Genomic DNA, 12,482 nt, shown 5'->3' on the forward strand with positions numbered 1-12,482 from the left:
CGACAAGCTCAGCCCGAACGGAACGACGCGGATCAACTCAACTCGAAACCGCTCCAGTGCTTTCCTGACCTGCACAGAAATTATTAAACCAATCGGTTGACAATCATCAGCGCGACACCGATACGCAACCACATGGTTGAACGACTCGACGCCACTTTCGCCGCGCTTTCGGATCCGACGCGCCGCGCCATGCTTGCCAGCCTGTCGGGTGGTGAGCGCAGCATTGGTGAGCTCGCTGCGCCGCACGCGATGAGCTTCGCCGGCGCTTCCAAACATGTGAAGGCGCTCGAACGCGCCGGACTGGTCGAACGGCGCAAGGCTGGGCGGACGCAGCTCTGCCGGTTGCGCGCCGAGCCCTTGCAAGAGGCTCAGGTCTGGCTGCGGCAATGGGAGCAGTTCTGGACCAACCGTCTCGACTTGCTCGAGACGCTCATCGCCAACGATATGGAGAAAAAGCCATGACGGCACCGATCATCCTGATCGTGAAGCGCGATTTCGCCGCGTCGGCCGAACGCGTGTTCGATGCCTGGCTCGACCCCGCCCAGGCCGGCAAGTTCCTGTTCGCCACGCCTGATGGGGAAATGCGGACGGTCGAGATCGACGCGCGCGTTGGCGGTCATGCGCTGATCGTCGAACGGCGTGCCACTGGCGATGCCGGCCACCGGCTGAAATATGAAGTGATCGATCGGCCGCACCGGCTCGTCTTCCTGTTCGCCGCTGATCCGGCAGAGGAGGACGAATGGACCCGGGTGACGATCGAGATCGTCGCCACCGGCGCCGGATCGGCCCTGACGCTCACTCACGAAATGGACCCGCAATGGGCGGCCTATGAGGATCGTACCCGTCAGGGCTGGACGATGATCCTCGCTGGCCTCGCTACCTTAATGGAGAAGATCGATGATTGATCTGGAACGTATCGCCGCCGACAAGATCCGCATGGAGCGTATACTCGACGCGCCGATCGAGACGGTTTGGCGCTGGCTGGTCGAACCAGAATTGCGCAAACAATGGTTCGCCGGTGGCGCAACCGACGATCGCGAAGGCGGTGAGATCGAACTGGTCTTCGATCACGATAATCTATCGAGCGACGACGTACCTTATCCGGAGAAATACAAGAGCGGAAAAGGCCATATCGCCCATGAGAAGATCATCGCTTACGATCCGCCGCACCGTCTCGCCTTTAGCTGGGATGGCGGCAAGGAAGGCGTTGCCACGTTCGACCTGTCGCCCGATGGCGACCGCACCAGGCTGGTGCTGACGCACAGCGGCATTAGCGGCCCGGTCGCGATGGCCAATTTCGGCGGCGGCTGGTACTCGCATCTCGCAGTGCTGCAGACCAAGCTGGCCGGCGGCACAGTGCGCGATTTCTGGGCGCTGCATAAGGACTCGGAAGCCAAGGTCCGGGAGGCGCTGGGCTGACGCAAAAAGCCCCTCCCTTGAAAGGGAGGGGCTTGAGTTTGCGGTCTCAAACCATCTCAAGTCCCGCACCGGGGCTACTCGTTCATTCTAATCGTTCATTCTAAGCACTTGATATACAAAGAAATAATATCTAAACTGCTCATCCGGCAGACGGCCTGAGATAAAACACAACCGGTGTCCCATATCTCCCCCGCTCGTCCGCACGGCACTGTCTCCGGCGGCGATTCAACCACGGCACAGAATCTGGAATTCATCGCTTGCCGGACCAAACCGGCTCGCTCTTTCTTATTGTCGACATAGCGTAGCCACAGGGGAGGGGCTTTGTTCGCGAACCTCAAACGATCTCGAACAGCCCCGCTGCGCCCATGCCGCCCGCGGTGCACATTGACACCACGACATAACGCACGCCACGCTTGCGCCCTTCGATCAGCGCATGCCCGACGAGCCGCGACCCGGTCATGCCGAACGGATGCCCGACTGCGATCGCGCCGCCATTGACGTTATACTTCTCGGGGTCGATGCCGAGATGGTCGCGGCAGTAAAGGCATTGCGACGCGAACGCCTCGTTCAGCTCCCACAGTCCGATATCCGCCACGGAAAGCCCGGCACGGTCGAGCAGTTTGGGAATCGCGAAGACTGGCCCGATGCCCATTTCCTCAGGCCCGCAGCCGGCCGCCTGGAACCCGCGATAGATGCCAAGGACCTGCTTGCCTTCAGCCTCGGCGGTCGCGCGGTCCATCAGGATCTGCGCAGCGGCGCCATCCGATAACTGGCTGGCATTGCCTGCGGTCACGTTGCGGCCTGGGCCGGTGAACTGACCGCCCGGCCAGACCGTCTTCAGCCCCTGCAACGCCTCCAGTGTCGTGCCGGCGCGAATGCCTTCGTCCTGCGACACGGTGATGGTCTCGCTGCCGGTGCGATTGCCTTCCTTGTCGAACAGGCCTTTCTCGACCGTGATCGGGGCGATCTCTTCGACGAACGCGCCGGTCTCGATCCCGCGTGCCGCGCGTTGCTGGCTCTTTGCGGCATAGTCGTCCTGTGCCGCGCGGCTGATGCCGTAGCGCTCGGCGACGATCTCGGCGGTCTCGATCATCGCGATATAGGCCGCGGGTTCCTTGTCGAGCACCGACTGGTTGACGTAGCGCGGCGCGTCCTTGGTCACGGTGAAGCTGATCGATTCCATGCCGCCGGCCAGCGCGACATCGATGTCGCCGGCGATGATCGAGCGGGCGGCCAGCGCCACCGCGGTCAGGCCGGAGCCGCATTTGCGATCGAGCGTGAAGGCCGGCACGCTTTGCGGCAGGCCGCCGGCGAAGATCGCCATACGCCCGGCATTGCCGCCTTGCGTGCCCCATTGTCCGCCGACGCCCCAGAACACATCGTCGATCCGCGCCGGATCGATCCCGGCGCGTTCGACCGCCGCGTTCATCACATGACCCGCCAGCACCGGCGCTTCGGTGATGTTGAACGCGCCGCGATAGGCTTTGCCGATCGGAGTACGGGCGGTGGCAACGATCGCGGCTTCACGCATGTCAATGACCTTTCGAGACTCGGGTATGGTGGCGGATTAAGGCCAGCAGCCCGATTTGGAAAGGCCGTTTGGTGGAATGTCGGCTTCACTCAATCAGTAAAGCGTCTCTCCATTGGTTGCGATCACCTGGGAATAGAGACGCGCGGAATTCTTCGGCGTGCGCTTCAGCGTGTCGAAATTCACATGCACGATGCCGAAGCGTTTCGAATAGCCGAGCGACCATTCGAGATTGTCGAGAAACGACCATAGCATATAACCGCGAACGTCCGCCCCGCGCTCGATCGCCGTACCGATCGCTGCGATATGTTTCTTCAGATAATCGACCCGCAGCGGATCATCGACCTTGCCGCCCTCCGCCGTGGGTGGATCGTAAAAGGCCGCGCCATTCTCGGTGACGTACAGTGGCAGATCGCCGTAATTGTCCTTCACCCAGAGCAGCACGTCGGTCAGCCCTTGCGGGAAGACTTCCCAGCCGGTGGTCGTGTGAGTCGCCTGTTTCTGTTCAACCGGCCCTGCCTTGAGCGGAAAGCTGTCGTCCGCCTGCGTGACATTGCGGGTGTAATAATTGACCCCGATGAAATCGATCGGCTGTTTGATCAGATCGAAATCCGCCGCCGGCCAGTCGGGCCAGGCCTCGCCGAAAATCTCCTTCAGCTCGGGCGGATAACGGCCATGGATCGCCGGTTCGAGATATTGGCGGTTCATATAGGCCTCGGCGCGGCGCGTCGCCGCCATGTCATCGGCCGAGCCGGACGCGGCATATTTCGGCTCGAGATTGACCACCAGCCCGATCTCGTTCTTGCCCACCTCGCGATACGCCTTCACCGCCGCACCATGGGCGCGCATCAGGTTATGGCTGGCGATCGGCGCCTCGAACATGTTGCGGTGCCCCGGCGCCAGCGCGCCGTGCAGATAACCGCCATCGGTCACCACCCAGGGTTCGTTGAGCGTGACCCATTTCTTCACGCGCCCGTCGAGCCGCTCGAACAGCACCCGGCCATAATCGGCAAACCAGTCGGCAATGTCGCGATTGAGCCAGCCGCCGCGATCGTCGAGTGCCACCGGCAAGTCCCAGTGATAGAGCGTGCACAACGGTTCGATGCCGTTCTTGAGCAGCATATCCACCAGCCGCTCATAGAAACCGAGCCCCGCTTCGTTCACCCGTCCGGTCCCGTCGGGTAGCACCCGGCCCCAGGCGACGGAGAAGCGATAGGCCTGCAGCCCGAGCTCTTTCATTAGCGCGACATCGTCCTCCATGCGGTTGTAATGGTCGCACGCGATGTCGCCGGTATCGCCCTTCGTCGCCATCAGGCGCGGGTCGTGGCTGAAGCGCTGCCAGATGCTCGCCCCCGCGCCATCGGCGAGCGGCGACCCTTCGATCTGATAGGCAGCGGTGGCGCATCCCCAGAGGAAATCGGCGGGGAAGGGCGTCTTCGTCATTTCTTGTCCTTCTTGATATCGGTCTTGGTCGTAGAGGTGGGCACCGCACGCCGATGTTCGATGAGATAGCCGCGCGGCAGGAATAGTTGGTATGCATAGTCATCGGGCACAGCGGCAGGTTGCGGATGCTGCCCCTCGACAGGTTCAGGGCGCGGGGATGGTGATGTCATGGCAAGTCCCAGGGCCATAAGCGTCGCAGCGATCATCGTGATACCTCCACGATGATAGGACGACCGGTCACCGGGACGAGCAGCACGCCATTGCTGAAACGGGCCGGCTTGCCATCGATCGTCGCGCGGCCCGGCCTGGTCTTCCACGGCCAGGGCAGGATGAATCCCCCCTTTGGCTTGGCGGAGCCGCCGATCTTGACCGACAGTTTCGCGGGCGTCGCGCGCATCGTCAGGTCGAGGCTGCCATGCGGCGTGCGCAAGCCCCTGATCGATGATCCCAGCCCGTCGAGATAGGCGTCCGACAGCCCCGCGCCGAGGACCAGCGCGCCGTCATCGGCACGCTCATAGGCGAACATGTCGAGCGCTGCTCGGATGAAATCCGACGAGATCCAGGCATGCGGCATATCGCCGATAAAGCGTATCTCACGCGGCGCTTTGCCGACGACCTCGGCCCATCCATTCCACGCCGCCGGGCGCCGGTCGGCAAAGAAGAAATCGAGCATCGGATCGACCCGTTCGCGCTTGCCCAGCCGGATCATCGCCGACACGTTGCGTAGCTCGTACGGTGTATAATCCTTCCACGCCTTCTTGCCGTCGCGACGTAGGATGAAGTCGCGCCAGTAACGATCGAACGTGCCCGCCAGCAGTGCCGGATCGAGCCGTGATTGTTCGCCCGCCGGGTCGAGCCCCATCGTCGTCGAGGTCGCATCGAAATCGCCAAGACTCGTCGCGCCGGGTATAAAACCGATCTTCCAGTGCGCTGCCGCCGCGCCGATCGCGGCGTGCACATCGCTCTGGAACTGATCGCGATGCTGCACGATTGCTGCGGCCTCTGGCTTGCCCAGCACCTGCGCCGCATAGGCCGCATCCTTGTACCCACGAAGCGCCCAGAAATCGTCCCACAGGCTGTATTGCGCCTTGGCCGAATAACCCTCGTGGCTGATCGACGGCGGCATCAGGCCGTACAGCCATTTGTCGGTGCCGGGCGTCCGCGTCTCGGCGCGCAGGCTTTCCATATAGCGCTCGGCACCGAGGATTGCGGGCCAGTATTTTGAGAGGGCCGCGCGGTCGCCGGTGTAGCGATAGAGCTCGGTCGCGAGGAAGATATATTCGCCGTGACTATCATTCTCCGGCACCGGATCGGCGCCCTTGAAATCGACGCAGCACGGCACTTTGCCATTGGGGAGGATGTACGGCGTGTACCAGTCGGCATATGTCGCGACGATCTCCGGCTGGCCGAGGCGCAGCAAACCTTCGGAGATCATCGCTCCGTCGCGGATCCACGACCGCGCATAGCTGCGCGTGCCCGGGCGCAGCATCGGCCCGTCGCGGCTCATGAGGATATGCGCGAGGCCGGTCCGAACCGTGTCGGCCAGCACCTGTTTCGCGGGCGGCACGGTGATCACGACCCGGTCGAGCCGCTCGCGCCAATAAGCGCGCGTGGCGTTCTCGGCCGCGTCGAACGCCGCAGCATCGGCGACCGGTGAGAACGGTTTGCCCGGTGTCGAAGCGGTGAGATAGAAGGTCCGCGCCTCACCCGGCGCGAGCGCGACGTCATAGCTCAGCGCCGCAGAGGCAAGGCCCGTCTCGTCCTCAACCGCTTCCCCGGCGAAGGCCGGGGCCCAGTCGCGAGGGCGGCGTAACTGGGCCCCGGCCTTCGCCGGGGAAGGGTCAGGGGGGAGCGCGCCGCCAGCATCAAAGCGCGCGATTTTCACATCGGTTGGTGATGACAGTGCTTGCACGATCGTCAACGTCGCTCCGACGTCAGGCGCACCACGGACTGCCAGTTCCCCGTCGCGCCACGATAGCCGGGAAATCTCGCTCACCCCGCCGCGCTGGCTGAGGAATTGCGCGGGCGGATTGACCTGGAACGGGCGCACCGCCAGCACCAGCCTCGCCTTGACCGACGCGGTGCTTTTGTTGCGCAGTATATAGTGCAACATCATTCGCCCGTCGCGCGCCGCCGGATCGGAAAACGCGCGCGTCTCGAGCGTCCAGCCCGGGCTGTCCCATGTCACCGACGGGATCGGTAAGTAACCGTCCGCCAGGCTCGGTATCGCCTTGACATCGGCCCAGCCGAAACGCTTGCCGCCGATCTCGACGAACGGCTCGATCGAGAAGCTGCCCTTGCCGATCTCGACCGCGCCATCCTCACCGATCAGGCCCGACGCCGCGCCGCCATCGGTACCGATCAGCGTCCAGTAACTCTGTTCGCCCGAAAACCCGCGCGGGTAGTTGCCGCGCGGTGCATCCCTGGCGAGGGAAGCGATAAAGGCATTGGGCGTCGCCGCCCAGTCGAGCGGTTTCACATCGATCTCGGCGAGCCGTGCCACGCCGCCGGGCACGATGCGCAGATAGCGCGCCTCACTCTCCGGCAGCGCGATCGGATCGTCGCCGCCATCGCTCGCCACGACCGAGCGGCGCAAGTCCCAGCTGCTGCCGTCGATCGATGTCTCGACGCGATAATCGGGCGGCGGACTAGCCCAGCGCAGCACCACCCCGCCGAATTCCTTCGCCCCACCGAAATCAATCGTCAGCGGCGCCTTGCCTGACCATATACTCGCAAGCTTGCCGTCCATCGCCAGCGTGGCATCGCCATCCGCGGCGCCCGGTTTTGGCGCGGGAAGAGCGGCGGCGATCGCAGGCAATGCGGTCAGTTCGAGCTGGTCGATATCCAGACTGCCCTTGCCGCCATCCTTGCCGCGGCTGACCACGAATTCGATCGACGCCGCCTGGCGCAGCACCTTGTCATTTGTCGGGCCCCAGGCGAATCCGACGTCGCGCTTGCGGAAAACCAGCTTCTGCCAGCCCGGCTTCAGCCTGATATCGGGCCGCGATACCCACCACACATTCTCGCCGCTCGCATCGACCAGCTTGAATTCGAGATTGTTGACGCCCCCGCTCCAGCGCACCCATAGGCTGATCGCGTAATTGTCCGGCAGCGTGACCGGTAGCGGCCGCCGGACATAGGCATAGCCCGACACATGCGCAAAGTCCCAGTCGAGCCGCAGCGCCTTGCCATCATGGCCGGGGACGGTCGATGCGGTGGCGGAAACCCCGTCAGACGCCTTGGCTTGCCAGGAGCCGACCAGGTCCATTGTATCGAGAGCCACCCCATCCCGTTCGCCCTGAGCTTGTCGAAGGGCCGTTCTTCCTTCTTGCCCGGCGTGCGAGGAGAGCCGCGCTTCGACAGGCTCAGCGCGAACGGGGGTGAGGGGCGCATTGCATGCAACGAGCGCGGTCAAGGCAACGCACACCCTCATCCCTTGACGCTCCCGGCGAGCAGTCCGGAGATGTAATAACGCTGCAGCACCACGAACAGGATCAGCACCGGCAGCAAAGTCACCACGCTGCCCGCCATCATCAGTTCGAAATCCTGCACATGTTCGCGGCTGAGATTGGCCAGTGCGACCGGCAGCGTCGCCTTGTCGCCGTCATTGAGGATGATCAGCGGCCACAGGAAATCGCTCCAGCTCCCGAGGAAACTGAAGGTCGCCAGCGTCACCAGAATCGGCCCGAGCGAAGGCAGCACGATGACGCGGAAGATGCGGAACTCGCTCGCCCCGTCGATCCGCGCCGCCTCGAGCATCTCGTCGGGAATGGCCAGCGCATATTGCCGCACCAGAAAGATGCCGAACACCGTCGCGATCGACGGCACCAGCACACCGCCGAAACTGTTGACTAGCCCCAGCTCCTTGCAGATCAGGAACAGCGGGATCATCGCCACCTGCGCCGGGATGACCAAGGCGGTGAGCAGAAACCGAAAGATCCGGTCGCGCCCGCGGAAATTGAGCTTGGCGAAGGCATAACCCGCCATCACGTTGAAGGTCAGCGACAGCGCGGTGGCGAGGCACGCGAGCAGCAACGAGTTGGCGAAGTAGCGCGCCATATCGGTCGAGGCGAACAGCGTGACGTAATTGGTCGTGGTCGGATCGGCCGGGATCAGCGGCGGCGGGAAATGCGCCGCCTCGCCCGGCTGCATCACCGATACCGACAGCATCCACAGCAACGGCGCGACGGCGAACAAGCCGAGCAGCACCATCAGCGTGTTGGTAAGGAGCGCGCCTTTTCTCACTGGTCGCTCCAGCGCTGCGACAGTTTTAGCTGAACCAAAGTGATCGCGAACAGGATGACGAACAGGACGAACGCGACCGACGTCGCGAAGCCCAGATTCCACCATTTGAAACCCTGTTCAAACATGAAATACAGGACGGATACAGTGCTCTCGACCGGTCCGCCCTGTGTCATGACATAAGGTTCGGCGAACAGTTGGAAATAACCCGCCATGGTCAGGATCGACACGACCAGCATGACCGGCGCGAGCGCGGGCAGGGTGACGTGGCGGAACTGCGCCCAGCGTCCGGCGCCGTCGATCTTGGCGGCTTCGTACAGCTCCTCCGGGATGGTCTGTAGCCCGGCGAGCAGGATGATCATGTTGTAACCGAAATTCTTCCACACCGCGAAAATGACGATTGCCGGCATCGCCCAGTTTGGATCGCCGAGCCAATCGACCGGATCGATCCCCAACCCGCCAAGCCCCCAGTTGATCAGGCCATATTTGGTGTGCAGCAAATAACGCCAGATCACCGCCACCGCGACGAGCGTGGTGACGACCGGCGCGAAATAGATCGTGCGGAACAATCCCTTGAACCGCGCCAGTTTCGAATTGATCAGCAGTGCCGCGCCGAGCGACAGCGCGATCGACAACGGCACGCCGAGAATGACAAAATAGAGCGTGTTACCGAGCGCCTTCCAGAACAAATGCGTGCGCAGCAATGTGAGGTAATTGTCGAGCCCGACGAAGCGCAGATTGCAGATGTCGGCGAGCGAATAAATGTCGAAATCGGTGAAGCTCAGCACCAGCGCGGCGACCACCGGCAAGAAGAAGAACAGCCCGAGCGCGACCAAAGCGGGCGCGACGAAGATCCAGGCGGCGCGCTCGCGCTTCATGGGCAGCGCACCCCCACGTCCGTTTGTGCTGAGCTTGTCGAAGCACCGTTCTTATTCTCAACAGAAGGAAGAAAGGACGGCCCTTCGACAGGCTCAGGGCGAACGGGGGCGGGTACAGCGAATCTCACTTTGCCGTGCCCTGATCCAACATCCAGCGCCGTTTGGCGAGGATCGCATCGGCGCGTTTATCCATCTCAACCACAGCCTGATCGACCGTCATTCGGCCATGCGCGGCGGCCTCCGCGACCAGTCGCACTTCGGTTGCGATGCGCTCCCATTCCGGTACCTTGGGCGTCGGCTTGGCGCGCAGCAATTGATCGGCAAAGGCGCGCGCATAGCGATCCTCGCGCAGCGACGGTGCGGCCCAGGCGCTGCGCCGCGGCGGCAGATCGCCGGTCAACGCATGAAACCGAATTTGCGTCGCGGGCCGCGACAGATATTCGATCAGTTTCCAGCCCGCCGCCTGTTTGGTCGACGCCTTGAACAACACGAGGCTCGAGCCGCCCGCGTTCGAACTGCCCGGACCGTCGGGCCCCGGCACCGGCGCGGTCATCCAGATGCCCTGGCGATTGGCCGGCAAGCGGCGCTTGAACTCGCCGATCTGCCACGGACCGGTGATGTAGAAGCTGAAGAAACCGCGATCGAATTCATCCCACACATTGGAGATTTCGGTGTTGGTCGCGATCGGTGCGAGCTTGTCGTGAAAGGTTTCGAGATAGAAAGCGAGCGCCGCCTTGAATCCGGCCCCACGGAAATTGCCATAGCGCCCGCCATCGCGCAGCATTTCCTGGGGCTGGTTGAGCCCGAGCGTGGTCAGCGGTTCATATTCGTTGAGTGGGAGGAGGGCGGCGTATTTCCGTGGGCCGACCAGCTTCTTGATCGCGCGCATTTGCGCGCGCCACTCGGTCCAGTCGCGCGGCGGATGGTCGTACCCCGCCTGTTGCAGCAGGTCGCGGCGATAAAAGAGCAACCGCGTATCGACATACCAGGGCACACCGTACAGCGCGCCGGCGACGACATTCGAATCCCACACGCCCGGGAAATAATCCGTGCGATCGATCGCCGGTGTCGCCGCGACCTGCGCATCGAGCGGCGCGAGCGCGCCCAATGCGACGAACTCCGGCACCCAGCTATTGCCGAGCTGCGCCATGTCGGGCAGCGCGTCGCCGGCAAAGGCGGTGAGCAATTTCTCGTGCGCGGCGGTGAAGGGCAATTGCTGCACCCGCACCTCGATGCCCGGATTCTCCTTTTCGAATGCCGGGATCAGCTGGCCGATGACTTCCCCTTCGCGGCCCATTGCCCACAGGTTGAGCGTGGTTTTTGTGGAGGGCGGCGAACAGCTTGCGAGCAGGAGCGCAATCACGCCTGCCAAAAACCCGCCGTTCGTGCTGAGCTTGTCGAAGCCTGTCCTGAGCGACTGCCGCAGGCAGGCAGTCGAAGGGGACCGTTTTTTCTTCTCGACGTCGGAGAAGAAGAACGGTGCTTCGACAAGCTCAGCACGAACGGAAGGGGCGGGCGTCAAACTCAACCCAGCCACCCGCCCTTGAAACCGGCCAGCTTCAACCCCCGTCGGATATGCGGGTTCTTGCGCATCGTCGCCCAAATCAGGCCGGTGCGCCAATTCTCGATCCCCAGCACGATCGGCCCCTGATCGATCCCCAGATAATCCGGCCCGACCCAGCCGGCCCCAGGCGTGATCTTGCCATGGTCGAGCCGTGCCTTGGGATCGGTCAGCGTCGGATTGAATGAATCGATAAAGCCGTATTTGCCGTAAATCGCCCTGCCATAGTGCCGGTGCAGCGCCTCGATCGCCGGCACCGCGATCTCCGGCGCGAAGGCGATCGAGGTCGCGGCGGCGGTCGGTGCGATCGTGCCGTCGTCACGGTCGCCCGGCCCGCGCGCGGAATAACTGAAGAACTGGCGCTGCTTGCCGTCGATCGTCGTCCGGAAATCCGCCGGCCCGTCGCACGCGGTCAGGCCCCAGATATCGCCGCCATAGCCCTTGAACTCGCCCGGATTGGCCGCCGCATAGGCCTTGTGCGCATAGGTCGCGCGGCGCGTATTCTCGAAATAATCGATGCCCTTGGCGGTCATATAGCGATCCGCGATGCCACGGAAATCGACCCATAAATGACTATATTGATGCACGAACAGCGGCGGATAATGGAGATAGGGCTTGCCGCCCCATTTGTCGGTCCATTGCGGTTCGAAGCGCGAGGTCCACGCATCCCAGGTCTCCGGCTCGACCGCATGAGTGGGGGATGCGAGCGCAAGCAGATAAGTCAGCAGGCCTTCGTTATAAATGTCCCAGTCGCTCGGGATAAAGCCGTTCTCCGGCCGCCAACCCATGCAGATCAATGGCGCGCGGGGGCGGATCCAGGTCCAGTCGGCGCGGCCGTAAAGCTCGTCGGCCAGCGCGCGGATCCGCCGTTCATCGGGATGGTCGCCATCGAACCAGCTCTGCGCGAACAGCATCCCGCCGAACAACAGGGTGGTGTCGACCGTCGACAGTTCGGTGTCGCGAAAACGATGCCCGGTATCGCGCTCGAGGAAATGGTAGAAGAAGCCCTTATACCCGCCCATGCCGGTCGCGGCAGGCCCCTGCGGCAGCGCCGCGAAATATTCCAATGTAGTCAGCGTCCGCGCGCGTGCTTCGGTCCGTGTGATCCAGCCATTGACCACACCGACCGGATAAGCGGTCAGCGCGAAACCCACCGCGGCAATGCTGGAGAAGGATTGGGTCGGCCAGCGATCATGCGCGAGCCCGGTTTTGGGATCCGTCGTGTCCCAGAAGAAGCGAAAGGTCCGTTCCTGCAGATCGCCGATCAGCGCCGGCTCGCGCGGCCCCTTGGCAATCCCCACACCCGGTGCACAACCCGCACCGAACGCAACCACCGCCAACGCCGATCCGTGCAGAAGCTCGCGGCGCGTGGTCATGGGAAACTCCGTTATTACGCGAAACTAAAAAATCC

11 protein-coding genes are annotated in these 12,482 nt (G+C 63.2%); 3 read left to right on the forward strand and 8 right to left on the reverse strand.

Annotated features, from left to right (window positions below; translation table 11 throughout):
* Window positions 1–132: 132 nt before the first annotated feature.
* Genes G4G27_RS23275 through G4G27_RS23285 form a run of 3 tightly spaced genes read left to right on the forward strand, consistent with a single transcriptional unit; the run spans window position 133 to window position 1,419 of the window.
* A complete protein-coding gene (locus tag G4G27_RS23275) occupies window positions 133–462 on the forward strand; it encodes a metalloregulator ArsR/SmtB family transcription factor (protein ID WP_183110829.1) in 330 nt (109 codons plus the stop codon).
* The gene (locus tag G4G27_RS23280; RefSeq protein ID WP_183110830.1) at window positions 459–905 is read left to right on the forward strand and encodes an SRPBCC domain-containing protein; all 447 of its coding nucleotides are present in this window, start codon (window positions 459–461) and stop codon (window positions 903–905) included. Before G4G27_RS23275 ends, G4G27_RS23280 begins: the two co-directional genes overlap by 4 nt.
* Entirely contained in the window at window positions 898–1,419 is a 522-nt protein-coding gene (locus tag G4G27_RS23285; protein WP_202049627.1) for an SRPBCC family protein, read from the forward strand. The genes G4G27_RS23280 and G4G27_RS23285 overlap by 8 nt, the downstream gene beginning before the upstream one ends.
* A 334-nt stretch (window positions 1,420–1,753) precedes the next feature.
* Here G4G27_RS23285 and G4G27_RS23290 read toward each other — a convergent pair whose 3' ends face one another.
* From G4G27_RS23290 to G4G27_RS23325, 8 genes are all read right to left on the reverse strand, one after another.
* Entirely contained in the window at window positions 1,754–2,950 is a 1,197-nt protein-coding gene (locus G4G27_RS23290; protein WP_183110831.1) for an acetyl-CoA C-acyltransferase, read from the reverse strand.
* 93 nt (window positions 2,951–3,043) lie between these two features.
* The gene (locus G4G27_RS23295) at window positions 3,044–4,390 is read right to left on the reverse strand and encodes a GH1 family beta-glucosidase (protein ID WP_183110832.1); all 1,347 of its coding nucleotides are present in this window, start codon (window positions 4,388–4,390) and stop codon (window positions 3,044–3,046) included.
* Window positions 4,387–4,596 carry a hypothetical protein gene (locus G4G27_RS23300; protein WP_183110833.1) on the reverse strand — a complete coding sequence of 70 codons (210 nt, stop codon included), beginning with the start codon at window positions 4,594–4,596 and terminating at the stop codon, window positions 4,387–4,389. Before G4G27_RS23300 ends, G4G27_RS23295 begins: the two co-directional genes overlap by 4 nt.
* Window positions 4,593–7,673: a discoidin domain-containing protein gene (locus G4G27_RS23305; RefSeq protein WP_183110834.1), complete on the reverse strand. Its 3,081-nt coding sequence runs from the start codon at window positions 7,671–7,673 to the stop codon at window positions 4,593–4,595. Before G4G27_RS23305 ends, G4G27_RS23300 begins: the two co-directional genes overlap by 4 nt.
* Before the next feature lie 146 nt (window positions 7,674–7,819).
* Window positions 7,820–8,635, reverse strand: a complete 816-nt coding sequence (locus G4G27_RS23310; protein WP_244624478.1) for a carbohydrate ABC transporter permease — start codon at window positions 8,633–8,635, stop codon at window positions 7,820–7,822.
* The gene (locus tag G4G27_RS23315; RefSeq protein WP_183110835.1) at window positions 8,632–9,510 is read right to left on the reverse strand and encodes a sugar ABC transporter permease; all 879 of its coding nucleotides are present in this window, start codon (window positions 9,508–9,510) and stop codon (window positions 8,632–8,634) included. Before G4G27_RS23315 ends, G4G27_RS23310 begins: the two co-directional genes overlap by 4 nt.
* Window positions 9,511–9,634: 124 nt before the next feature.
* Entirely contained in the window at window positions 9,635–11,038 is a 1,404-nt protein-coding gene (locus tag G4G27_RS23320) for a sugar ABC transporter substrate-binding protein (protein ID WP_202049628.1), read from the reverse strand.
* On the reverse strand, window positions 11,035–12,447 hold the full coding sequence (locus tag G4G27_RS23325) for a glucoamylase family protein (protein WP_183110836.1): 1,413 nt from the start codon (window positions 12,445–12,447) through the stop codon (window positions 11,035–11,037). The genes G4G27_RS23320 and G4G27_RS23325 overlap by 4 nt, the downstream gene beginning before the upstream one ends.
* Between the last annotated feature and the right edge of the window lie 35 nt (window positions 12,448–12,482).

It is taken from the genome of Sphingomonas sp. So64.6b (genome assembly GCF_014171475.1).
GTDB classification, from domain to species: Bacteria; Pseudomonadota; Alphaproteobacteria; order Sphingomonadales; family Sphingomonadaceae; genus Sphingomonas; species Sphingomonas alpina_A.